Raw genomic sequence first — 23,421 nt, forward strand, 5'->3', positions numbered from 1 at the left:
TGACCCGTTCGGGCCGAGATTGATAAGCGCGGCCGAGAAGCCGACCTGCTTCGGGGGAGTACCACCATCGGTCCAGCCCGCCGAATTGTAAGCGACTTCAGCGGTAACGATGGTGCGCATGGAACCAACAGCCGAAGCCTCATTGGCCGCAATCTTGGCGCGCAGCAGGTTAGGAATTGCGATAGCCGCGATGATCAGAATGATCGCCACGACGATCAGAAGTTCAATCAGCGAGAAACCTTTCTGTTTCTTCATTTTTGCTCCTTTAGGGTGGCCAGCAAGGCCGTAACTACGTTCTTCCTAGCGGGCAACCCCGCTGGTTGACAACGTCTATAGTCGCAACCGGTGTACCACTCCCGCGACGCGCACCAGCATCGCAATTACTCAACAAAATCAATGAGTTACAGGAAACCATACCAGGAAACCCTTTGCCTGGCCGGTCTTAAGCCGTGCGATTCTGACAGATTGTGTCAAGTCAAGCGGACGGAATTTGTCAGTTGGAACCCTGATATTCTCCCATAGCCCAAGGCCTGCCGTCTTGAGCGATCGAAGCTCCCAGCCCTCTACAGGCAGGATTGTGGAAGGCCGAACAGCCCTATTCCTGATTCGTCAAGACTCGAATTGGCTCGCTTGAGTACCTCATCCTCAACATGCCCGAGTTACTTCCGTTATCCCGCCTTGCATCTTGAACTTGATACTCCGCTGAGAATCACTCGACTATGAAACGCTAGCAGCAACATTCCGAATAAAGTGAGTTCCACGTTGAGCGCTACGTCTATCCCCGCACTCGAGCGGATGGCAGAACCTAAATCCAGCCGGTTCCAAGCCTGGTTTCAGTGGTTTATGCAGCCTGCAGTTCTGATTCGAATCGTACTGTATGCGACTACTCTGATCTACCTTCGTAGCGTTCTGTTTGACTATGTTTACGACGACTCCGCTCTCATCACACTGAACCCCTGGATGGAATCCTGGAAGCAGGTTCCAGAGCTCTTTACCCATTCATTTTGGGGGTTCCTGGATGTCCCACGAGCGATCGATTTCTATCGACCTCTCGTGTCTCTGGTCTTCATGACGATCCTTCACCTGTTAGGGCCGGCACCGGGATGGTTTCACCTGGTAGCTGCGGGGCTCCACATTGCTGCGACTTATCTCGTTTACCGGCTTGCGTGCGAGACCACAGAGAATAAAATTGTCGCGGCAATTGCAGCAGGTTTTTTCGGACTTCACCCAACCAAAGTTGAAACCGCAGCTTGGATCTCCGGCATTAGCGATTCTCTTTCAGTTGTCTTCTTCCTCGGTTCCATAATCTCGTACTTCAAAGCACGGAAAAACGTGGAGCATAGGCTCAAGTATCAATGGACTTCCAATGTACTGTTGCTCTTGGCTTTGTTCTCCAAAGAAGCCGCAGTATTCGCTCCAGTTCTGATCGCTATATACGAATTCAGCTCCACAAACTCCCGCTTTCGCGATCGCTGCGTGGCCAGTCTTCGAGCCGCGTTGCCTTTCCTCACCGTGACTACCCTTGCCCTCCTTGCCAGAAAGGCACTGATACATAATGAACTCGACCTGGGCCTTCTGCAGAAAATACCTCTCAAAGCCACAGTCCTCACCGCGCCAAAAGCAATCCTTTGGTACCTGCTTAAACAGTTATGGCCGGGCGAACTTAGTGTGCAATATCCGATTATGCTGGTACGCACATTTTCGTTTCGGCAGTTCGTATTACCGCTTGTCCTTACATTGGCAGTTACCACAGCCATCGTGTGGGCTGTTCGAAAGAGACCGACGGGAATCTTCTTCGCAAGCTGGTTCGTGCTGATGCTCGCTCCCGTAATCGTCTACTTCATTACTTTGCAAGAACATGATCGATACTCTTATTTACCTTCCGTTGCTTCGAGTATTGGTATCGCGTATTTATTGGAGCGTCTGCGGGTCTTTAGTGCGAAGGTCCATGCAGCAGTTATCCTCATCGTCTTTGCGGTAATGTCAGTACTGACCGTCACCTATGAATCTTATTGGGACAACGACATTAAGCTATTTGAGCGGGCTGTACGAATCGCTCCCGACAACTGGAATGCGCAAAACTATCTTGCAGGCGCCTATGTTGTCTTCGGACAACGGGAAAAAGCGGAAGCTTTTGCTCGCAGCGTAATCAATAGAGATCGCGGCCCGAATAGTTGGTACCTGCTTGGCGACGTCTTCCTTGCCGAATGCAAGTACGAAGAGGCGCGCGAGGCCATACAAACGGGCTACAACCTTGAGAGGGAACACCACCTGGTGGCCAACCTTGCGTTAGCGAATGTGGATTTGCGTCTCGGCAGAAATGAAGAGGCAGTTCAGATTTACCAAGAACAACTCAAGCGATTTCCAAACAGGGCCTTTCTTCATGGCCATCTTGCAACCGCGCTCAAAGCTATGGGCAGGTCGGAAGAAGCCCAACGAGAATTAGCGATTCAGAAGAGTTTGAACAAACATTAGTTTTACACACTTAAACAAATAACTCTCAAGACTTCGACGAAGAAATACAAACATGATTGTTAGCACTACAACTCTCAGAGATTCTTCTGGTGGGCCCCAGATTTCTGCGGCGCGCATTGCATTTGGGATCTTCCTTATTGTGCTAGCTATCTATGTCGTCTCCAGCCCTGGCCGTATCGACATCATTGACGGACAGGCTCGGTTCGATGTGGCCTATAACTGGCTGCATTCGGGACAGCCTCTCCTGACAGATCCATGGATAAAGCCTCGGATGGCAGTCCCGGGCCGCCACAAGCTTCCATATTCCTATTATGGGGCGCCCGCCTCTGTACTCCCGATGCCGCTCATGGCGATAGGCGCCTTGTACGACAAAGATATGGGCGTCGGAGCAAGCCAGTTTTTGTTCTCTCTAACCTCTCCAATACTCGGAGCCACAATCTGTACTGTGTTGTTTCTGTTTTACATTGAACTGGGAGTAGAAGTACGCCATGCGTTCGCCTGGGCCTTAGTAAGCGCATTCGCGACGATGATCTGGCCCTTGTCGAACTCCACATTCGACAATGCGCAACACGCTTTCTTCGCCATTCTCAGCGTTTTCCTTGGATTTGTTAGCTCTCGGCACAACTCAAAAGCTCTGGCTATCGCCGGCGGACTCTCCGCCGCTGTCTTGGTTCTATATCAAGAGTACTTCTTGATCATTATTCCGGCGCTTGCTATGTCGACGATCAGATGGACGGCTACTACGAGTCCCGCTGAAGAACCTTCGCCGAGCAGTTCTTCACTTCTGTCGAGTCTCATTTCGAATCTTCGCACCTATGCGCGTCGAGTAGGCAATCTGTTGAGGGCTGCAGTGAACGGTCCTGGTGAAGAACGAGCATCGTGCGTGCGTTTTGTCCTTTGGTCGTTGACGGCGGTTACTGTCGGCTTAACACTGTGCTTCTGGTTTAATGATCTGCGGTTTGGATCTCTTTTTCGCGACGGGAAACTCCAATTTCGCTCACGACGAGGATTCCCGATGTTTGGAAATCCTGTCGCCGGACTTGCAACGCTGATTTTGAGTCCAGGAAAAAGCATCTTCCTGTACAGCCCCACTCTTGTTATTGCGGTAATTGGAATGCGGCGCCTTTTCCGTGAGCAGCAGGCTTTGGCGCTTGGACTGTGCTCTGCGAGCATCGCTTTAGTTCTATTCATATCCTGTATTTCATTTGCAGGTGGCGATTGGTGCTGGGGCCCACGGTATCTTGTCCCGCTCCTACCGCTTTGGGCGTTGGCGTTTCCTTTTGCATTAAACCGCTTCAGGTGGAAGAGACTCGTCCCCGTAATTGTAGGAATCAGCTTCGCAGTGCAACTAATGGCCGTGAGCGTTGAAAACCAGCGCTTTTTTTTCCAACGCGGATTCAATGACTTCTTTTGGGTGGAAGATCCGTGGGTTTATTTCAAAGACAGTGCGTTGTTGGCTCGCGCGGGAGAAACGATTTCGCTGAAAAATGGTGCCCCGGTGACCGCCGAGTTTTTCAATTCGATTCCTGCTCCAAACTGGTACACCTATACCATTCTTGGACCAAATCCGAATACTCCACGGCGCATGGCGCCAGTATGGATGACGCACTTCAAGATCTTCTATCTTCCAAAGCCATGGCCGCTGTGGATGTCAACAACCGATCCTGGATCACGTCCGATTAACCTGCAGGCCTGGCTCTGCGCCTTAATAGGAATGGTAGCGATTAGTCTAACAGTTCTCTATCCGCTCTATAAGGGTTCTCCAACTCGACAACTTGCAAAGTACAGCGGAGTAGAACAGAAGGCTGCTGTATGAGTCAGTTACTATTTGAAAACTCGACCGTTTCAGATGACCTGCTGTTTGATCTTAGTCAATTCGAACGGCCCACTCCGGATCTGGAGTTAACCATCCTGTTGCCATGTCTTAATGAAAGCGAAACCTTGGAGACATGTATACGAAAGGCCCAGACGTTTATATTCGACAATCACATCCGAGGTGAGGTCGTAGTCAGCGATAACGGGTCCGAAGATGGATCACAAGAGATAGCCCGCAACTTCGGGGCTAGAGTAGTCGATGTACCAGTGAGGGGCTACGGTGCTGCTCTTATTTATGGCACCCTTGCGGCACGGGGAACCTATATTGTCATGGGAGACTCCGACGACAGCTACGACTTCTCCAACCTTCTGCCTTTCATCTTGAAGCTGCGCGCAGGCTTCGACCTGGTTATGGGCAATCGTTTGTTGGGTGGGATCAAACCCGGGGCGATGCCGTGGAAGAATCGCTGGATTGGTACGCCAGCACTTTCAGGTATCGGCCGGTTATTCTTCCGTTGTCCAGTCGGAGATTTTAATTGTGGCTTGCGAGCTTTCTCCGCGGATGCATTCAGGCGAATGGGCCTGAGAACAACAGGTATGGAATTTGCTTCCGAGATGATCGTCAAGGCCACGCTGATGGGAATGAAAATCACGGAAGTACCGACCACGCTGAGTCCGGATGGCCGCAGTCGTCCGCCTCACCTTCGACCGTGGCGCGACGGATGGCGGCATTTGCGCTTCATGCTTCTTTACAGCCCACGATGGCTCTTTCTGTATCCCGGGCTGTTTTTGATGCTGGCTGGCCTGTCGGTCGGGGCATGGCTGACGCCTCACGCCCGGATGCTGGGAACGATCACCCTGGACATCCATACGCTCTTTTTCTCTGCAATCGGTGCTCTGGTCGGCTTCCAGGCTATCCTCTTCGCAATCTTTGGTAAGACTTTTGCCATCACCCAAGGCTTGCTACCACCAGATCGAAAGATGAATCAGGTGCATCGTCTCTTTCATCTCGAGTCTTGGATAGTCATCGGTACTCTGCTGGTCCTTCTTGGCTTGTCGGGCGGCATTTATGGGGTCATGTTTTGGGAACGCCACGGCTTCGGCCCCCTTCTCCCGACGCACGTGATGCGGGTAGCGATACCATCGGGTTTTTCGTTAGCTTTGGGCTCCCAAATTGTTTTGTCAGCTTTCTTCCTAAGCCTGCTGCGAATGGGTCGAAGATGAGTGTTCTTGATATTGCGCACGGAGGCTTCATTTATCCTCGAAGGATTTGTCAGCTGGGCCAGACCATCGCGAACCTTCTTCCTGCCAACGCTCGCGTCCTCGATATCGGCTGTGGGGATGGACTGCTCTCATCACAAATCGTGAAAAAGAGAAGCGACCTCGTAGTACAGGGTATCGATGTTCTAGTCCGGAACAAAACTTTCATTCCAGTTACTGAATTTGATGGTGCCGTCATTCCCTACGCGAATGATTCCTTTGATGTGGCAATCCTGGTTGACGTTCTGCATCACACAGATGACCCAACAGTTCTACTTCGGGAAGCGAAGCGAGTTTCGCGCAAGGGAATTGTCATCAAGGACCACACCAGCAATGGCCCGATGGCTGATTTGAGACTGCGCTTCATGGATTGGGTCGGCAATTCCCGCCATGGAGTCATTCTCCCTTACAATTATTGGCCGCTCGAAACCTGGAAGGCGCAGCTGACAAGGTTAAATCTCGAAATTGAGACCTGGGTGAGCGAACTCCATCTCTATCCTTGGTGGGCCAACTGGCTATTCGGTAGTTCCCTGCACTTCATCGCCTCTATCCGCTGAATCACAAGAGACGGCCAATATTCGCCGCGAACATCAAACCTACGGCTCCTGACACCATGAGTGTGAGCACCTTAAGCTAGATGGGAAGCCTCTTGAATAGGCGTTCGGGGACAAGCTTCAACATTGCCATTATCCAGCGCCACTGACGGGGTGTGTATATGACGTCAGAGTTGGAGCTCTCGAGAGCGTCGTAGATGTCTCGAGCCACCTTTTCAGAATCAGCAATCATCGGCATGTTGCTTTCGTCTGCCGTCATGGCGGTGACAACGGGCCCCGGTTTGATAGTAAGTACGCGCACCCCATATTGGCACATTCGGTTGCGCAACCCCTGTAAGAAGATACTCAGCCCACCCTTTGCTGCGCCATACACGTAGTTGGACCGTCGTCCTCGATCCCCGGCGACAGAGGTGATTCCGGCGATCACGCCCGAGCGCCGTTGCTCAAAGTGCCTCGCAAACACAGTAAGCAGGACCACTGCGCTGATCAAATTCGTCTGCAGTTCACGCGCAGCAAATTCGACATCTGCTTGGCAAAGCCCTTGATCCAACATCGTTCCATACGATAGCAACAGGGTGTCAAAGTCACAAAAGCACTGCTCTGCGAAGGAATAAACCAAATCTGGAGAAGCGGTTAAGTCCGCCTCAAAGGTGAGGACATTCGCCGCGCCTCGGGCCCTCAAGTCACTGCGCACAGCGTCAAGTCGCTCTTGCGACCTGGCCACAAGTAGGAGCTCCTTGCCATCGGCAGCCATCCTGCGCAGCAATGGCTGGATCATCGTGGACGTCGCACCAAGGATTACGATTCGCTTCATTACCTACTCTGCCGTTGCCCGTCGCCAGAACGAGGACGAGAATTTGGGATCGATATAGGGCACAAGACTCGCCCAGTTCGGGAATCCGCTCTTAAACATGGTAGACGACATTCGCGCGTCTTTTGCTGGATAGAGCGCTCCGCCGTTGGCCAACACTAGCTCGTCGAGTCGAGAGAGCAATGCCAGCGTACGATTACCGCGCATGGGTAGATCTAGGGCCAGCGTCAGGCCTGGCCGAGGAAAGGAGAGCAGTCCTGGTGACTGGATTTCGCCAAAAGCTTTGAGCACAGCGAGAAAACACGCCTCTCCGGACTTTGATACAGCCTCAATGATCGTCTTCACGGCCCCGGCATCGCCAGCCGGCAACACGCATTGGTATTGAACTAGTCCTCGTCTTCCGTAGAGAAGATTCCAATTCAGGATCGAATCGAGTGGGAAGAAGAAGGGATCGTAGTGTATGACTGCCGAACCAGGCTTGCGGGCCTTGAGTCCGAAGTAGGCGCGATTGAAAAGCTTAACCGCCGGTCGGTTTAGCCCGAATTCCGGAAACGCAAACGGAACCGTTATCTTAGTTGATCGACAGGAGACGTTCTTTTCCGCATGGCTACCGCGGAAAAAGATTCCGCGCCCACCGCGCGACAAGCAATCAACCCAGGCAACTGTATATTCATGGCTCTGATCGCTTGCTGCCGAAAGATCGAGAAACTGATTCAGATCGCGGAATGTAAGAGTTTCGACTTCGATGGCGTTGCCGGCAATGCGCTTGAGTTGTATCTCCGCGGATCCGATAACTCCGGTCAGGCCCAAGCCTCCGATGGTGGCTTGAAGCAGATCAGAATTTGTTGCCGGAGAACACACCACCGGAGATGTATCCGATCGGTGCAGTGTGATCTGCTTGACGTGACATCCGAATGTTCCAGCGCGATGGTGATTCTTTCCGTGGATGTCGTTCGCTATGGCTCCGCCCACAGTCACAAACTTCGTGCCGGGAACCACTGGCATGAACCAGCCTCGGGGGACTATTACTTCCAGAAGATCACCGAGCGTAATTCCAGCTTCAACGCAAACGCGTCCAGCCTCCCAATCACAATCGAGTATGCGATTGAGAGCTTTGCAATCCAACAGATCGCGATCTGAATTCAGACACGAGTCGCCATAGCTTCGTCCCATGCCATAGGCTAAGAGCGACTCCGGTTCGGCCTTCCGCAGAGCCTCCTCCAGTTGGTCGCGCCAGTAGATCTTTGAGACATTCCGGTGCGCCGCCTTCGGATATCTGCCCCAGGATTGATATCGTTCTATTTTGGAACCGTTGGAACGATCCGAAACGATTTCTCGGACCGGAAGCGTAGATGCAGTGGTCATCTTGTATGAAATCCACCAATCATAAGCACGGCCACTGCCAGCGTAGCAAGTACCCAACTGGTGCGATCGCGCACCGCGAACATCACAGGATCATGATCAAGCTCTCCGCGTCCGGCGAGGAGCCACACTCGAGTAAGCCAATAAAGCACTAAAGGACACAGCCACAGCAATTCAGTTGAGCTTCCGTACAACGAGTTCACGACCGGACTGCGAGCGTAAAGACAAAGAATCACTACCGCGGCAAAGCTGCTGGCAGTTCCGAACATCGCAAGCAGCTCACGGTCCTTTATGACATATCCGCGACCAGAGTTTCCGTCTTCCACCAGCTTACTTGCGCGCTCCAACTCCGAATGGCGTTTAGCCATTGCCAGACTCAGGAAAAAAAACAAAGAGAATGCCATGAGCCAGTCCGATACCGGAATACCGGAGATCAGGCTCCCCGCCCATATACGAACTGTGTAGAAGCTGGAGAGAACGAACACATCCAGCAACGGCACTCTCTTCAGCTTCCAGGAATAGGCAACCGTGAGTACGGCGTATCCGAGCAACGCTGCGGCAAATCGGAAATCGAGGAACACAGAGATGAGCAGTGAACAGCCGACTAGCAGTGTTGACTCCAGCACTCCAACCCACAACGGAAATTCTCCTGCAGCAAAGGGACGTTTGCTTTTGGCTGGATGTAATCGATCAGAATGCAGGTCGAGCAGGTCGTTGAGGACATAGAGACCTGAAGCACATCCGCCGAACAAGGCGAATCCAACGAGACTGTCTCTCCATGCGGCCCAGGCGAAGTTATGCGCAAATAAGACCGGCAACAACACCAACAGGTTCTTGGTCCAATGCAAGAGACGTATCGAGTGCAGCCATGCGCCAAATGAGGGTTGAGTAACTTCGAAGAGTCGTGCAACCGGCGTCTTGCGGGAAACTCTCTTGGCCATTCGCGGACTTCCCACTACATATGCGAACCTGGCTACGCTCCAAACCGGCAGGTCGGCATGAGAATCCCCGATGTAGTCGAAGTTGCCCCTCCCGAGCATGCCTGCTAGAAATCCGGCCTTCGCTCCTCCCTTTAGATTCACCGCTCCGTCACTGCCGTAAACGCCGTCGAATTGGCCTAAATGAGCCGCAATTGCCTCGGCCATGCTTTGATCCGCAGCCGTCACCAGCAGCGTTTGCCGCCCAGATTCGCGCTCGCTACGAACGAACTCCACAACCTCTTGACGATACGGAAGCTTCTCGACCGCCAGCGGCGTCTTGGTTGCTAGCTGACGCTTTAGGAACGAACGGCCGCGAAGGCTCCACCACAGGATCAGCAGAATGGACCATGGCTTTTGTTTGAGGAGCAGGAGAATCGATTCAAAAAAGAGGTCGGATTTGATGAGCGTCCCGTCGAGATCAACGCAAAGAACCGGCGGCTTGGCCGGATCACGGAGTGAACCCTCATGAAATCCAGGTTCTACAAGCTCGGGGACGCCTTGGTGGATACTCATGTGAACGTTGTCGCCAAATCTACGGATCTTCCGAGCTTGGTGAGTTCCTTAAGTTCAGCCTAGTCATGAACGGAATGCAAGATGTCTTAAGGACGGGGCCTCCGGAGTAATCCCTGTCCTGCGCTGCGAAGAACATTTTCCCAAATCAGGACAAAAATTCCCTGCTAATTCCCTGTTCTTTTCTTGAATCCTGCAGAAAACAGCCCTAAGACCTTTATTGCTGGTGGCTTAAAGAGAAATCCACAGAATTCGCTGTTAATTCCCTGGTTTTGAGCGAAATTTACTGATTTTGGGCAGAATTAGACGATTTCGCGATCGAATTCGAGAACGTCCCTGTTGTTCTCCCTATTCTTTGCCCTTGCCCGATCTTTACGCCCGCCTCTGCAAAAGGAAAAGAGACCGGGCTTACGCCCGGTCTCTTTCTGGCTGGTACCCTCCCCCAGGTACTTCGCCAAACTTTGACTATTGAAACGGTGGGCCGAGTGCTGCCTTCCGGTAAGGGACACCGATCAGCTTTGACGCTTTGATATGTGCAGCTTTCCTACCATTGCCCCAAAAAGACCACAATCCACTCTCTCTATGTGGATAAAGACCCTAAATAGCTAATTATTTAGTTACTTACGAGACAAAGTATGAGGAAGGGAGGCACTAGTGGATGGTGCCGACTTCCCCTAAAGGACTGCCAAAGTGCCAAAAAATGTCACTTTCAGTAGCGCGAAGTGTCAGCAGGCTAGTTGCTCGGGCACAATCTTCAAACCGTCCAGATTCCCGAGGACGGTTACGGCGATTTTGTTCTGTTGGAACAGGTCTTGAGCCATCTCCTGAAGCTGGTCGGCCGATACGCTCTCGATCCGCTCAATAATCTCGTCGAGCGAAAAGAAGCGATCGAAGTACATCTCCTGCCGCGCAAGATTTGACATACGCGCAGTGGAGGACTCCAAACTCAGCATCAGGCTCCCTTTTAATTGCGCTTTAGCCCTGCTGAGCTCCTCTTCAGAAACCGACTCTGTCTTCAAATTGCGGAACTCTCCGACCACCGATTCCACGACTTTTGGGGCCCATTCCTGGGAGGTTCCCGCGAATACGGACAGACAGCCGGTATCGCGATATGAGTTCAAATCGCTGTAGATCGCATAGCACAGCCCCTGATTCTCGCGAATGTTCTGGAACAATCTCGAGCTCATTCCGCCGCCAAGTAGCGTATTCAGCACGTACGCAACGTAGCGGCGGTCATCGGCGATCTGCAGCGCCGGCACTCCCATGCAGATTTGCACTTGCTCAAGAGATTTCTTGTTACGCGCAATAATTTTGGAGAAAGTCTGCGGCGCAGTTTGTTTAAAACCGTTCTGCTTGGCCTTCAACTGGGAGAATTTCTGGCGGACCAACTCAGCAAAGCGTTCATGATTCAAGCTTCCCGCAGCCGCAATGATCATGTTTCCGGGATAGAAAAAGCCGCCGTAGTAGTCGAATAACATTGTCTGTTCGAACTTCCGGACGGTTTCTTTTGTTCCTAGAATCGGTTTGCCAAGCGGGTGATCCTTCCAAAAACTCTGGGTGAAGATCTCGTGGACGAGATAATCCGGGCTATCTTCGTCCATTTTGATTTCTTCCAGGATCACACCCCGTTCGCGGAGAATATCTTTCGCGGCGAAGACGGGGTTAAGCACCAGGTCGCTGAGGATATCCATCGCGATGGGCAGGTGCTCATCGAGGATTTTGATGTTGAAGCAGATGCATTCCTTGGCCGTGAACGCATCCATGTTGCCGCCGATTGAGTCAACCTGGCGCGCAATATCTTGGGCAGAGCGGCTGGTCGTGCCCTTAAATAACATGTGCTCCACAAAATGAGAGATGCCATTGCGCTCAGATTCTTCGTGACGCGAACCGGTCTTTATCCATATCCCGATGGACGTAGAACGAATCTGCTGCATCTCTTCGGTCAGGATCGTGAGGCCATTCGGCAACACTTCCCGACGCACGTTTCTTAGCTCTTGAACCATTAACTTGTAAGGACCTTCTAAATGACGGAAAGACGTATTCTAAATGCGCGGAGAGGCAATTAGCAGGCACGAGATGAAGTATCGCTCCAGTCAGCCCGCGCTAATTACCTGAGTCACACGTATTAGATGCCCGGCATGTCCATGCAGAACGAACTATTAAACCTCTCGAATCAAGAGCTTACGGCTCTGGTTACGAGGCTTGGACATCCTGGATTCCGGGCGCGCCAGGTAGCAGACGCCATCTTCCGACAGCGCCGAGAATCGCTTTCTGACGTGTCCAACCTACCGTCGGCTCTTAAGTCTCAGATTGCCGAAGAAGGACTGTCCGTCGGATTTCCACGAATCGATCAGAAATTCACCTCTGTCGATGGAACGACCCGATATCTGATGGCATTTACCGACGGCGAGTCTGTGGAGACCGTCTGGATGCCGGAGGGTGACTCTGGCGAGGCCGGTGATGGCACCGAGGCTGGTCAGGAGGAGCTTGTCCAGCTGAACTACGAAGGGATTCCCCGCCTAGCCCGTCACGTCTTGAACTCGAACGCTGAATCTCGGCACCGAAAGCCCAGGTCTGCGGCGAAGAGTTCGGTAGGAGCGAGCAGATCGAGGGCAACGATCTGCGTTTCTTCCCAGGTTGGCTGTGCCGTAAATTGCCAGTTCTGCCTTACGGCCTTGCTCGGCGTGAAACGCAACCTAACGCCGGGCGAAATTGTCGGACAGGTTCTCGCCGTTCTCCGCGATCACTCCGTCAGCTTAGACCGGGAGCGGATGAACATCGTCTTCATGGGAATGGGTGAGCCGTTTCTCAACTACGACAACTTTATGAAGGCCGTTCGTCTGTTGGTCGAGGAGGTTGGGTTCCCGGAATCGCGGATGACAGTATCTACGTCGGGTATCGTGCCGAGGATTCTCGATTTTGGAAAAGAGACGATTCGTCCGAAGCTCGCCATCTCGCTGAATGCGCCGGACAACACGATTCGAGAGCGCATCATGCCCATCACGCGAAAATGGAACGTTGAAGCCTTGCTGGATGCAGCTCACCAATTTCCGCTGCGTCCACGCGAGCGCCTTACTTTCGAGTACGTGCTCCTTGAAGGTGTGAATGACGCTCACGAGCATGCTCTGGAAGTCGCGCGTCGCGTAGAAGGTATCCGCTGCAAAGTGAACCTCATTGCCTTCAACCCAGGACCTGGCGTGAGCTACACCATGCCTGTACACGAGCGTGTACTCGCCTTTCAAAGCGTCCTAGCCGACGCAGGTGTGCCGGTGTTTATTCGGCGTCCTCGCGGTCGAGACATCTACGCCGCATGCGGGCAGCTGAAGCGTACAGTTTCCTGAGAACAATTCATCTGAATATCGCTGGATAGCTCATTGGGCGCGCGTGGTCTTGTGAATCACGACTCGAGATTGGCCGGCAACTTGAATCGACGCGATTGGTGTGAGACCAGTTGGATGGTTGAGTATGGACCTCGCAACTGGATCATCATCTGCGGCGATTACATAGTCTGCTGCTGCTGCTGGATGCGCTAACGAGGCATCCCAAATGAACTCGATTCCCTCATTGATGGTCCTGCGTAATGGGATGCCAGCAAATTGGAAAGCTCCACCGTGCGCTCCGGTATAGGCCAGAATCGTAGAGTCCGGTGGCAACGACGCGAGCGCATTAGCTAGACGACGATCAAGTTCCATTCGCGCACTGCCGTTCGCGCGCACTTCGCGCAGGCAGATCGGAACTGTTCGCCACGTTTCGAAGTACGATACTGTCATCAGCACGAGAATCGAAGCGACACTTGCTCGCCGCGCCCATTCTCGCTTCCAACTCGCGCTAACCATCGGTACCGAGAGACCGACGCCGGCGGCGATTGCTGGAAGCAACTCGAGCCCGTATCGCACGTTGTAGTAGGAAAAGGGCCACCACACCGGTACAAAAATGGGAACCGAGCCGTACGCGATGGACAGTGAGTAGAAGGCTAGCGGCGACCAGAGCAGAACCATTGGCATCCATTCTCGTCGGATCGCGAAGCCAAGGCTTCCAACTACAGCAATTAGGAGCAGAATCTTGCCTGTTCGGTGTTCTCCAATGTTTAATTGCGCAGCTTTCACGAAGTAAGTACCGGCGGTAAATAAATGACCCTCCCCTGGGTAGGTTGGAGAACCTTGCTCAGTTGTGCGCTGCGCGATTGCCTTCGCCGAGTACGGACCATTGGCGAAGTTCAATGGATTTTTGTACACGCCAAAGTTGTAGGCCATCCAAAGAGTTGGACCCAGCGCAGTGAGCAGCAAAGGCTTGTAGATTGCTTTCCGTAAATTGATCAGCCCTCCGGGCATCCGTCGCACCGCCGAAACCGCGCTAACCAGGAATGCAGCCCAGCAAATACACGCGAGAAACCAACCGTCGTAGCGGGTAAAGATCGCCGCAGTTAACGCTATCGCGCCTTTTTCGAGTGATCTCGCCGCAATCTGTGAGCTTCGGACCAGATGCCGAGAAGCCTCCACAAAAAATACGGCGGCCCAGATGAAGCTTGCCAGATAGAGCGGCTCGTTCAGCGCTGTGCTCTGAACATAGAGAAGATTGGGATTTGCCGCGAGAAATGCCGTTGCAATCCAAGCAGCAACTCGTGACGAGGGACGGAGAAGCCGAAAGAGTCCGAGGCCAGCGAGAACAGATGAGACCACGGAAACAATCGAGCCACCAATTCCCGATTGCCACATCGGCTTGATAATGATGAAAGGAATCGTCAGCAAGTGCGGAAGAGGGAGCCAAACCGATCCCAACTGCAGCGGCCCCGGCGTTCGCGAATCGAACACTCGTCGCGCGATGCTGATGTGCGCGACCGCATCTCCTGAGAGAAGAATCTCATTCCGGGAGTAGAAGAAACAAAGGGCTGCGATCCCTAACAGACTGAGCGGAGTTGCCAGGATCCAATAATCTCTCGTGTTGACGCCCAAATCCCGATCGGACACTAAGTCTGCAGTGACTGTTGTATCTGTCTCAAATCGGGAAGCACTATCCGATGTGCGTGAGTTCACGGAAGACCTGGTAGCGCGCATCGATCTCCTCGCGTGTGAGTGACTGCAGGCGTTCTGTGCCGAACCGCTCGACAGCGAAAGATCCCATTACGCCGCCGTAGAACATTGCACGCTTGAAGGTCTCGCGGTCCAGCCTTTTCTGCGAGGCCACATATCCCATGAATCCCCCGGCAAAGGAGTCACCGGCACCCGTGGGGTCGCGAACTTCTTCCATCGGCAGCGCCGGCGCGCGAAAAGGATGACGTCCACCTCCGAATTCGCCTTCCTTGAAAAACACTGTGGCGCCATATTCACCATGCTTGATCACCAAGGCACGCGGGCCCATCCGCAGCACTTTCTGTACGGCGCGAGGAACGCTCGTCTCTGCTGCGAGGAGCTTTGCTTCGGTATCGTTAATCAACAAAACATCAACGCCCTTCAATGTCTCGAGCAAATTCTTGCGATGATTGGGATCGGTGATCCAGTAATTCATCGTGTCGCCACCGACAAGCTTCACCCGTCCGTCCATTTGGCGACGAACATTGCCCTGTAGAACAGGATCGATGTTGGCAAGAAAGAGATAGTCAGAATCAAGATACTCGGCTGGAACTTGCGGGTTGAAGCTTTGGAAAACGTTTAACTGCGTCTCCAGGGTTTTGGCTTCGTTGAGGTTCTCTCCGTACTCGCCGCGCCAAAAGAAACTCTTGCCTTCCGTATGCTCGATACCGCGTGTATCGACTTTGCGCGAACGCAATATGTCTTCGTCTTGTTTGCTGAAGTCTTCTCCCACTACGGCGACTATCCGCACTTGCGTGAAGTAGCTCGCTGCCAGCGAAAAGTATGTAGCGGCGCCTCCAAGACACCGATCTACCGAACCAGAGGGGCTTTTGATGCCGTCATACGCTACCGATCCAACAACGACAATCGACATCAGGCTCTCGCCTCCTGCGTCTTCAAATACTTGTCGAGCAGCAGGCTCAGCTTGCGACGGACTTCTGCAGGAATTTTCGACCTGTCCGTCAGGATCGCGTATTCGAGAGCCGACCCGCATTTGCAGCCGCGTGTTTTCGGGATATTCGCCACCGTGTATTTCACGACCTTGCACGCATTTTCAGCATTCTTATTCAGATAGGAGATCACTGTCTCGACTGTCACCGCGTCGTGTTCAGGATGCCAGCAGTCATAATCTGTGACCATTGCCACTGTGGCGTAACAGATCTCTGCTTCGCGGGCGAGCTTGGCTTCCTGAAGATTCGTCATACCAATCACGTCCATTCCCCAACTTCGGTAAAGATTCGATTCGGCGCGCGTCGAAAACTGTGGCCCCTCGATGCAGATATAGGTTCCACCACTCTTGCCGGTCACACCTGCCTTTTTGCATGCACTCGCAGCACTCTTCGCAACTTCCGCGCAGATCGGATCAGCAAGCGCCACGTGCGCAACCAGTCCTTCGCCGAAGAATGTCGATATACGTTGTCGCGTACGATCCACAAACTGATCCGGGATCACGAAATCCATCGGCTTATGTTCTTCTTTGAGCGAGCCGACAGCGGAGACCGAAATAATTCGCTCTACTCCGAGCTGTTTCATGCCGTAGATATTTGCACGAAAGTTCAACTCAGTAGGCATGATGCGATGGCCGCGTCCGTGGCGCGCGAGAAAGGCTACTCTACGACCTTCGAGTGTACCGAGTACGTATGCGTCCGATGGCGTTCCGAAAGGGGTTTCCAGTCTTTCTTCATGGACATCGGAGAGGCCAGGCATCGCATACAGTCCACTCCCTCCGATGATTCCTATTTCAGCTCTTTGCAATTGCACGACTCCGGTGAGGATGGTTGAAGTAAGAAAAATTATACAGAACTCAAGCACTCAGCTCGGTGTGCCGTACGAACTGGTATGCCGCATCGTGACGAGTCACTTCTCGTCAAAGGCACTAGTTCACAGGTCGCGACGAATTCTTGATTTTTTCGCTGATGCGGGCGGCGAGAATGCGTCCAACTGCGTCTTGAATGACGGCTGATGTTCGTAAAGGTGACATCAACGAGCGCATTTGCACCTGAACTAGCCTTGCGGGATTGGCGGACAGAACTTGTGCACGCAGCTTCGATCCGGTCGCAACGTCAAAGCCTTCGCTGACCAAAACACCGGCTCCTTCGACTCGCTGAATCCAGACCTCGCCTTCCTCAGTACTGAAAGCCCGAACACTTTTGGCATCACAACTCTCAGGCGGGACACACTTAACTTCCTTCACGTTAAGTGGAATCGCCTTGGCATAACGCCTCGGGAGATAATCGCCGTAGATCTTCGCAAACTGATCGGCCGCATCTTCCGTCTCCCACCGCGACAAATAGACCAACCCGATGCGCGCCGAACCTTTTAGCTTCGGGTCCTTTTTCCCGGCGGCGTAATAGACTCCACCCTTCCATGCTTCGGCCATCTTCGCGGCGGTCTCCTTGTCCGAGTATTGCTGAACGAGGATGCGAGTATCGAGTTGGCCGATAGATCCCTCGTCGTATTTCTCGTATGCGGAGCCGAGCTCGTTGCGGAGATCTGGCAATACTAGCCACCGCGCCGGAGCGGCTTTCAAGTAAGAGCCGACGTCGAGTATTTCGTGAGTATTCTGTGGCGGCCGGCGAAACGCGCCAGAAAACGCAGTGTCCTTTCCTTTTTCCAACAGAGCTGCCTCAAAGGCGAGTCCGTCCCCATAGGGGAACACGAGCGACTCGCGGATCATGAGCGGCGCCTTTTCAAGCAGTGGGAATCCACTGTTCCCGGTCATTGACGAGCGCATCATCGTTGCCACCTGAGGAGCGTCGGCTAGTGTGTGCCCAGTGCCTCGCAGCATGAAGTCGACCAGCGTGACCATTCCCTGCCCTTCTGCAACAGCGCTGCGGGCCGTCGCAGCCTCGTCCTCATCGAACGTGAACTCTTCCCTGTCGCTGCGCTTGGCGGCCTTCGGCGTCTCCCACGTCTTTAGATCGAAGTTCTGATCCTGGAGAGCGTGCGTGAGTTCGTGTGCAAGGACAGGCTTCTGGGAATCAGCCGAGAGCCAATCGAGCAGATACATACTCTTCGACTTCACGTCGTAATACCCGGCGACCTGCTCCTGCAGAAGTTGAATGAGGAACGCGTGCAAGTCGAAGTTGCGTGGCAATAGTCCGAACTTCTTAAGCACAATTTCCGAGCGTTCCAGACGCTTGGCATCTTCATCATCATTCAGCCGGTCATCAACATACTTCGCGACCTGCTCGCGACTTGCCAACTCGCCCTTGACCTTTTGCTTGATGGCGTAGCCGGTATCCTTGCTTAGCCACGTCAACGTCTCATCTATGGAGGCGAAGAGCTCTCGCGCTTCCTCAGGAGTAATCTTTCTCTCTGCGGGCGGGGAGGCTGGTTGTACCTGAATTCCGATATCGCCTTTTCCTTGTTGTCGGCTGGACGGAGAGGCCGTAGCCGGTTTCTTGTCCGGCGTATCGGTATGCTGGGCGATCAAGACTGCTTGTACTTGTTGGGCGGCAGCGTAATTAACGCCGACAAGAAACGGGCTGCAAAGCAACAGCAGCGGTGCACGACTCGCAGAAAGGCAAGAGCGAAGATAGGCGCCCTTCATCCGGGCTCGATTCAATCCGGTTACGACGAACATGAGGTTAGTTGGATAATATGGCAAAGAGCGCCCGCGTCGCCAGCGAAGCGGCCTGAGTTGTGTCGGTATGGCGGATAGCAGCGAACTTCGGCAACGAGCCGGCGAGTACTTCCGCCGAGCTTATGAGCACCAGCAAAAAGGAGAGTATGAGGAGGCCATTGAGCTTTACTCCAACTCGATTGAGGCCTTCCCTACCGCCGAGGCCTACACGTTTCGGGGATGGGCGCACTCATTCCAATCCAACTATCGGCAGGCGATAGCGGATTGCCGGCAAGCGATCAAGATCGACCCTGACTTCGGCAACCCGTATAACGACATCGGCGCATATCTGATCGAGCAAGGCCAATGGGATGCGGCCATTCCCTGGTTCCAAAAAGCTCTTGCTGCGGCTCGTTACGAATCCTACTGCTTTCCTCATTTCAATCTTGGCCGTGTTTACGAGCAGAAGCGCGAGTGGGGTAAAGCTCGAGAGCACTATCTCCGCGCTCTGCAGTTGAACGGGCAGTACGTTCTGGCATACCGCGCCCTGAGAAGACTCCAGGCGATGTGGAATTAGCCGGCTACTTTTTCGGCGATCCAGTCTCCACACTCGCGTGTTCCGAGTGTTCCGCCGACATCCTTGGTAGTTTTCTTCTGGCGCACGGCCGCGAGCACGGCATCATTAATTTTCCTGGCTTCAGGCGCAAATCCCAGATGATCGAGCATCATCGCTGCCGTTAGAATCGCGCCCATCGGATTCGCGATGTTCTTCCCGGCGAAAGGTGGTGCAGACCCATGCACGGGCTCAAACATCGATGTCTTACCGGGATGAATGTTCCCGCTGGCCGCCATGCCAAGGCCTCCCTGCAGCGCCGCCGCAAGATCTGTGATGATGTCGCCAAACATGTTGTTGGTTACGATGACATCGAATTGGCTGGGATCCCGAACCATGTGCATGCAGAGCGCATCCACGTACATGTGAGACGACTGTATATCGCGGTATTCCGCGGAGACTTCCTTGAACACTCGTTGCCAGAGGCCATGCCCGTAAGTCATCACATTTGACTTGTCCGCCATCAGAACTTTCTTGCGGCCGTTTCTGCGCGCGTAGTCGAAGGCATAGCGAATCACACGTTCCACACCCTTGCGCGTATTCACGTCTTCCTGGACTGCAACTTCATCTGGAGTTCCCTGCTTAAAGACCCCGCCAACATCTACGTAAGGACCTTCGGTGTTCTCGCGCACGACCACGAAATCGATCTGTGCTGCGGATGCGTTCTTTAGCGGGCAGAGGGAATCGTCCAGGCACTTAACGGGCCGAACGTTCGCGTACAGGTCCATTTTGAAACGCATGCCCAGAAGGATGTCCTTGGCGTGAATGTTGGAAGGCACGCGCGGATCTCCCAATGCGCCAACGAAGATCGCGTCGAAGTCGCGGGATAGCATGGCAAAGCCATCCGCGGGAATCGTTGTCCCGTCTCTTAGGTAGCGATCGGCAGACCAGTCGAACTCGACAAATTCAATCCTGGCTTTGCTCGCCTTAACCACACTCACGGCCTGCGCAATGACTTCCTTGCCGATGCCGTCACCAGGAACCACGGCGATGCGCTTGGTTGGTGTTTGGTTCACGATAGAAAACATAGCAGACCGCTATAATCAAGAGTTCGGCCATGTACAAGACTCCTCTCTATGAAGCGTTCCTTGCTGCCGGCGCGCGGATGGGCGAATACAGCGGCGTCGAGACCGCTGCAGCCTTCAAGGATGTTGCCGGCGAATTTCGTGAGCTGAACTCTGGCTGCGCTCTATACGACTTAGGATGGCGGTCTAAGGTCTCCATTACCGGCGAGGAGCGTGCGCGCTGGTTGAACGGGATGGTCACAAACAACGTCAAAGACCTGCCGCTCAATCGAGGGAACTACAGTTTCGTTTTGAATCCTCAGGGACGAATCCTCGGCGACCTGTACACCTATAATCGCGGCGATTCCCTGCTGATCGATACCGAACGCTCTCAGCTTGAGGGCTTGCTGAAGTTATTCGAGCACTACATCATCATGGATGATGTTGAGGTAGGCGATAAGAGCGACTCGCTGACTGCGATCGGAATCCAGGGGCCAACTACGGCCGAAGTCCTAAAACGAGCCGGAATTGATGACCTGGGACTCGAGCCGATGCAGGTTGCAGATCTCAGATTCGGCGGCGTTGGGCTGTCGCTTACGCGCATAGCAAGTCCGGAATTTCTCACCTATGAAATTTGGGCTTCGCCCGCGACCGTGCCACAGACATGGAACCTACTTCTCCGAGCCGGCGCCACCCCAGTCGGTACTGAGGCATTGGAGAAATTCCGTGTCATGATCGGATTTCCCAAGTACGGGACGGACATCCGCGAGCGCGATCTGCCGCAGGAAACCGATCAGGAGCACGCCCTCAATTTCACCAAAGGGTGTTACGTGGGACAGGAGATCGTCGAACGCATCCGCTCACGGGGGAATGTGCATCGCAAATTCCAGGGGTTTGTGCTCGAAGGTGAATTACCCGGACAAGGCACTAAGCTCCAGGCTGATGGGAAGGAAGTGGGCGAGCTGACGAGCATTAGTCGCATACCGACGAACAGTGGCGACCAGTCGGTGGCCCTGGGATATATCCGGCGCGAGGCGCTGGAACGCGGGGCAAAGATTACTTACCCGGGAGGAGAGGCTAGACCTTCCGAAGTTCCATTTTCAATAGCCTCTTAGGAACGTTATGGCAGAAAAGAAACCGGATTTTGTAGTTAGTGATCGCCGCAAGTTTACGGATGAGGGCGAACTTCGTACTGATGTTCGCGAAGAGGCCAACGCCCCACCACCCTCGTCGGTGCAGACAGGAACCATCGAGAGCGATCATCCGCCTGAGCCACCTTCGCGCGCAGAGCAAGAAGCGCAGCACAAGGAGTATCGCGCCTCAGGCAAAAAGCTCGACGATATGCTCGCGGCCGGCGGTCACGGCAAAGCAGAAGATTTTGAGATGACTTTCGAGCGCCTCGTACAGTCGCTGTACGTGAGTGCACTCTTCCAACTCGGCGTGATGCACCCCGAAGGCGAGGCCCCGCGGCCGGATGTTGTAGCCGCCCGGCAGACGATCGACACGCTCGGAGTATTAAAGGAGAAGACGAAGGGCAATCTCACCCCTGCGGAGGAGAATGTCCTGCAGAACGTCCTCTTCGAGCTGCGCATGGCGTTCCTGGAGATCACTAACGCAATTACGCGCGCTCCGGGTCCTGCAGCGAACAAACCCGTAGCGAAATGAAGGCGACGATTACCGTTTTGGGTAGCGGGACTTCGATGGGCGTACCCACCATCGGTTGCGACTGCCAGGTTTGCACTTCACACGATGCGCACGACCGGCGCACTCGACCCTCGATCCTGATTGGATATGACGGGCACTCCGTGCTTATCGATTCGACGCCAGATTTCCGCGAGCAGGCCCTGCGAGAAAAGATCAGGCGAATCGACGCCGTTCTCTACACTCATGGTCATGCGGACCATATCCTTGGCCTCGACGATCTTCGTCCGCTCACGTTCAAACGCGAGCAGAAGCTCCCGCTCTACGCCGATGAGCAGACCGCGAAAATCATCGAACGCATGTTTGCCTACGTCTTCGATCCGGAATCGACCTACTCCACACGCCCTCAAGTAACACTGCACCGGCTGAATGGAACCCTGGAACTTTTCGGCGCCAAGTTTCAGCCGCTGAAGGTGCTGCACGGGGATACTGACATCACAGCATTCCGCTTTGGAAGCGCCGCATATCTCACAGACTTCAGTTCCATTCCGGAATCGACCATGGAAGTCCTACATGGGCTGGACATCCTATTTCTTGATGCCCTGCGGCGCCGGCCGCATCCGACACATTCTTCGCTCGACGAATCACTTAAGATTGTGGAGAAACTCAAGCCGCGTCGATCTTTCTTTGTGCACATGTCCCACGATCTCGCTCACGAGGAAACCAATCGCATTCTGCCATCGAACGTACGCCTCGCGTATGACGGTCTAAAGCTGGAGTTCGAGATCTGATGCACGTCTTCCGCAGCCTCGACGAACTTCCTGCCGACTGGAACACGACCGTCATCAGCATCGGAAACTTCGACGGCGTGCACCGCGCGCACCAGCATGTGTTGGCTACAGTTGCAGAACAAGCACGAGAGCTCGGTGCCCATTCTCTGGCAGTCACATTCGATCCCCATCCTCTGCGTGTGCTTCGGCCGGAGAGTGCTCCTGCACTGATATCTCCTTTGCCGCAGAAGATCGCGAGACTAGCAGAAACCGGAATCGAGGCTACGCTCGCTTTGCCCTTCACTCAACAGTTATCTGTGCTCTCGCCGCGGGAATTCGCGGAGAAGATTATCGTCGAACGTCTTCACGCAAAAGAAGTACATGAAGGAGCAAGTTTCCATTTTGGGCATCGTGCTGAGGGCGACTGCGCGACATTGAAGGAGCTTGGACAGGAATTTGGATTTGGAGTAACAACCTATCCGGAAATGCGCTGGCGTTACGAGACAGTCTCAAGCAGCCGCATACGTGAACTGCTCGCTGCGGGCAATGTCACGCGCGCTCGACATCTCCTCGACCGCCCGTTCTCGATAGTCGGCACGCCAGCAAAAGGACGCGGCTACGGGACACGCTATACCGTACCCACCATCAACCTGGAACCTTATCCGGAGTTGGTACCCAAGAACGGCGTTTACATTACTTGCACGCGAGTCTCGGGTGAGCACTTCGAATCAGTAACGAATGTTGGAACCCGCCCAACCTTTGATGGCCAATCGTTCGCAATTGAAACTCACCTTCTGAACTTCCATCCGATCTCGCTTGAGGAGCAAACTGAAGTTGAGGTCGCATTCCTGAAATGGTTGCGACCGGAAATCAAGTGGCCGAACCCAGAAGCTCTAAAGCAGCAGATAGGCAAGGATATCGCTCGTGCGAAGCGCTTTTTTCGGCACTGTCGAATTCCAACCTGAGGCCTCTTTGGCAAAATCGTCGTAGTC

20 protein-coding genes are annotated in these 23,421 nt (G+C 53.7%); 10 read left to right on the forward strand and 10 right to left on the reverse strand.

Features of this window, described 5'->3' with window-relative positions:
• On the reverse strand, positions 1 to 255 hold a 255-nt coding region (locus VNX88_05885), incomplete at its 3' end, for a prepilin-type N-terminal cleavage/methylation domain-containing protein (GenBank protein HWY68174.1).
• 507 nt (positions 256 to 762) lie between these two features.
• Between VNX88_05885 and VNX88_05890 the strand changes: the two genes are divergently transcribed.
• From VNX88_05890 to VNX88_05905, 4 genes are read left to right on the forward strand one after another with little or no spacing between them, the layout of a single operon-like run.
• Positions 763 to 2,475, forward strand: coding sequence for a tetratricopeptide repeat protein (locus VNX88_05890; GenBank protein ID HWY68175.1), 1,713 nt, complete (start codon positions 763 to 765; stop codon positions 2,473 to 2,475).
• A 52-nt stretch (positions 2,476 to 2,527) separates the two neighbouring features.
• A complete protein-coding gene (locus VNX88_05895) occupies positions 2,528 to 4,291 on the forward strand; it encodes a hypothetical protein (protein HWY68176.1) in 1,764 nt (587 codons plus the stop codon).
• Entirely contained in the window at positions 4,288 to 5,514 is a 1,227-nt protein-coding gene (locus tag VNX88_05900) for a glycosyltransferase family 2 protein (GenBank protein ID HWY68177.1), read from the forward strand. The genes VNX88_05895 and VNX88_05900 overlap by 4 nt, the downstream gene beginning before the upstream one ends.
• Entirely contained in the window at positions 5,511 to 6,107 is a 597-nt protein-coding gene (locus tag VNX88_05905; GenBank protein HWY68178.1) for a class I SAM-dependent methyltransferase, read from the forward strand. Before VNX88_05900 ends, VNX88_05905 begins: the two co-directional genes overlap by 4 nt.
• A 76-nt stretch (positions 6,108 to 6,183) precedes the next feature.
• Here the strand turns inward: VNX88_05905 and VNX88_05910 are convergent, their stop codons facing one another.
• The 4 genes from VNX88_05910 to VNX88_05925 form a co-directional block, all read right to left on the reverse strand.
• Complete coding sequence (locus tag VNX88_05910; GenBank protein HWY68179.1) at positions 6,184 to 6,918, reverse strand: SDR family NAD(P)-dependent oxidoreductase; 735 nt, start codon at positions 6,916 to 6,918, stop codon at positions 6,184 to 6,186.
• 3 nt (positions 6,919 to 6,921) lie between these two features.
• Positions 6,922 to 8,280, reverse strand: coding sequence for an FAD-binding oxidoreductase (locus VNX88_05915; protein ID HWY68180.1), 1,359 nt, complete (start codon positions 8,278 to 8,280; stop codon positions 6,922 to 6,924).
• The gene (locus tag VNX88_05920) at positions 8,277 to 9,770 is read right to left on the reverse strand and encodes a UbiA family prenyltransferase (protein HWY68181.1); all 1,494 of its coding nucleotides are present in this window, start codon (positions 9,768 to 9,770) and stop codon (positions 8,277 to 8,279) included. Before VNX88_05920 ends, VNX88_05915 begins: the two co-directional genes overlap by 4 nt.
• A gap of 722 nt (positions 9,771 to 10,492) precedes the next feature.
• Positions 10,493 to 11,770 carry a pitrilysin family protein gene (locus VNX88_05925; GenBank protein HWY68182.1) on the reverse strand — a complete coding sequence of 426 codons (1,278 nt, stop codon included), beginning with the start codon at positions 11,768 to 11,770 and terminating at the stop codon, positions 10,493 to 10,495.
• A 135-nt stretch (positions 11,771 to 11,905) separates the two neighbouring features.
• Here VNX88_05925 and rlmN point away from each other — a divergent pair, with 135 nt between their 5' ends.
• A complete protein-coding gene (gene rlmN, locus VNX88_05930; GenBank protein ID HWY68183.1) occupies positions 11,906 to 13,108 on the forward strand; it encodes a 23S rRNA (adenine(2503)-C(2))-methyltransferase RlmN in 1,203 nt (400 codons plus the stop codon).
• Between the two features lie 30 nt (positions 13,109 to 13,138).
• Here the strand turns inward: rlmN and VNX88_05935 are convergent, their stop codons facing one another.
• From VNX88_05935 to VNX88_05950, 4 genes are all read right to left on the reverse strand, one after another.
• Positions 13,139 to 14,734, reverse strand: coding sequence for a hypothetical protein (locus tag VNX88_05935; protein ID HWY68184.1), 1,596 nt, complete (start codon positions 14,732 to 14,734; stop codon positions 13,139 to 13,141).
• 43 nt (positions 14,735 to 14,777) lie between these two features.
• Positions 14,778 to 15,710, reverse strand: a complete 933-nt coding sequence (locus VNX88_05940; GenBank protein HWY68185.1) for a PfkB family carbohydrate kinase — start codon at positions 15,708 to 15,710, stop codon at positions 14,778 to 14,780.
• Positions 15,710 to 16,591, reverse strand: coding sequence for an S-methyl-5'-thioadenosine phosphorylase (locus VNX88_05945; GenBank protein HWY68186.1), 882 nt, complete (start codon positions 16,589 to 16,591; stop codon positions 15,710 to 15,712). Before VNX88_05945 ends, VNX88_05940 begins: the two co-directional genes overlap by 1 nt.
• 121 nt (positions 16,592 to 16,712) lie before the next feature.
• Positions 16,713 to 18,446: a hypothetical protein gene (locus VNX88_05950; GenBank protein ID HWY68187.1), complete on the reverse strand. Its 1,734-nt coding sequence runs from the start codon at positions 18,444 to 18,446 to the stop codon at positions 16,713 to 16,715.
• Positions 18,447 to 18,489: 43 nt separating this feature from the next.
• On the opposite strand from VNX88_05950, the gene VNX88_05955 reads away from it, so the two are divergent.
• Positions 18,490 to 18,978, forward strand: a complete 489-nt coding sequence (locus VNX88_05955; protein HWY68188.1) for a tetratricopeptide repeat protein — start codon at positions 18,490 to 18,492, stop codon at positions 18,976 to 18,978.
• Here VNX88_05955 and VNX88_05960 read toward each other — a convergent pair.
• Complete coding sequence (locus VNX88_05960; protein ID HWY68189.1) at positions 18,975 to 20,042, reverse strand: 3-isopropylmalate dehydrogenase; 1,068 nt, start codon at positions 20,040 to 20,042, stop codon at positions 18,975 to 18,977. The genes VNX88_05955 and VNX88_05960 overlap by 4 nt on opposite strands.
• Positions 20,043 to 20,071: 29 nt before the next feature.
• Here VNX88_05960 and VNX88_05965 point away from each other — a divergent pair, with 29 nt between their 5' ends.
• The 4 genes from VNX88_05965 to VNX88_05980 are packed head-to-tail and all read left to right on the forward strand — an operon-like array spanning position 20,072 to position 23,394.
• Positions 20,072 to 21,133: a hypothetical protein gene (locus tag VNX88_05965; protein HWY68190.1), complete on the forward strand. Its 1,062-nt coding sequence runs from the start codon at positions 20,072 to 20,074 to the stop codon at positions 21,131 to 21,133.
• A 7-nt stretch (positions 21,134 to 21,140) separates the two neighbouring features.
• Positions 21,141 to 21,683: a DUF1844 domain-containing protein gene (locus VNX88_05970; GenBank protein ID HWY68191.1), complete on the forward strand. Its 543-nt coding sequence runs from the start codon at positions 21,141 to 21,143 to the stop codon at positions 21,681 to 21,683.
• Positions 21,680 to 22,450: an MBL fold metallo-hydrolase gene (locus VNX88_05975; GenBank protein HWY68192.1), complete on the forward strand. Its 771-nt coding sequence runs from the start codon at positions 21,680 to 21,682 to the stop codon at positions 22,448 to 22,450. The genes VNX88_05970 and VNX88_05975 overlap by 4 nt, the downstream gene beginning before the upstream one ends.
• Complete coding sequence (locus tag VNX88_05980; protein ID HWY68193.1) at positions 22,450 to 23,394, forward strand: bifunctional riboflavin kinase/FAD synthetase; 945 nt, start codon at positions 22,450 to 22,452, stop codon at positions 23,392 to 23,394. The genes VNX88_05975 and VNX88_05980 overlap by 1 nt, the downstream gene beginning before the upstream one ends.
• The last annotated feature ends 27 nt before the right edge of the window (positions 23,395 to 23,421 follow it).

The organism is Terriglobales bacterium (genome assembly GCA_035567895.1).
In the GTDB taxonomy this organism is placed as follows: domain Bacteria; phylum Acidobacteriota; class Terriglobia; order Terriglobales; family Acidobacteriaceae; genus Gp1-AA112.

Excerpts from the sequence above, each read along its gene's own strand:
- VNX88_05910 (HWY68179.1), bottom strand. The coding sequence starts at position 6,918 with ATGAAGCGAATCGTAATCCTTGGTGCGACGTCCACGATGATCCAGCCA.
- VNX88_05920 (HWY68181.1), bottom strand. The coding sequence starts at position 9,770 with ATGAGTATCCACCAAGGCGTCCCCGAGCTTGTAGAACCTGGATTTCAT.
- VNX88_05925 (HWY68182.1), bottom strand. The coding sequence starts at position 11,770 with ATGGTTCAAGAGCTAAGAAACGTGCGTCGGGAAGTGTTGCCGAATGGC.
- VNX88_05960 (HWY68189.1), bottom strand. The coding sequence starts at position 20,042 with ATGTTTTCTATCGTGAACCAAACACCAACCAAGCGCATCGCCGTGGTT.
- VNX88_05955 (HWY68188.1), top strand. The coding sequence starts at position 18,490 with ATGGCGGATAGCAGCGAACTTCGGCAACGAGCCGGCGAGTACTTCCGC.
- VNX88_05905 (HWY68178.1), top strand. The coding sequence starts at position 5,511 with ATGAGTGTTCTTGATATTGCGCACGGAGGCTTCATTTATCCTCGAAGG.
- rlmN (HWY68183.1), top strand. The coding sequence starts at position 11,906 with ATGTCCATGCAGAACGAACTATTAAACCTCTCGAATCAAGAGCTTACG.
- VNX88_05970 (HWY68191.1), top strand. The coding sequence starts at position 21,141 with ATGGCAGAAAAGAAACCGGATTTTGTAGTTAGTGATCGCCGCAAGTTT.
- VNX88_05895 (HWY68176.1), top strand. The coding sequence starts at position 2,528 with ATGATTGTTAGCACTACAACTCTCAGAGATTCTTCTGGTGGGCCCCAG.
- VNX88_05965 (HWY68190.1), top strand. The coding sequence starts at position 20,072 with ATGTACAAGACTCCTCTCTATGAAGCGTTCCTTGCTGCCGGCGCGCGG.
- VNX88_05900 (HWY68177.1), top strand. The coding sequence starts at position 4,288 with ATGAGTCAGTTACTATTTGAAAACTCGACCGTTTCAGATGACCTGCTG.
- VNX88_05980 (HWY68193.1), top strand. The coding sequence starts at position 22,450 with ATGCACGTCTTCCGCAGCCTCGACGAACTTCCTGCCGACTGGAACACG.
- VNX88_05915 (HWY68180.1), bottom strand. The coding sequence starts at position 8,280 with ATGACCACTGCATCTACGCTTCCGGTCCGAGAAATCGTTTCGGATCGT.
- VNX88_05975 (HWY68192.1), top strand. The coding sequence starts at position 21,680 with ATGAAGGCGACGATTACCGTTTTGGGTAGCGGGACTTCGATGGGCGTA.
- VNX88_05940 (HWY68185.1), bottom strand. The coding sequence starts at position 15,710 with ATGTCGATTGTCGTTGTTGGATCGGTAGCGTATGACGGCATCAAAAGC.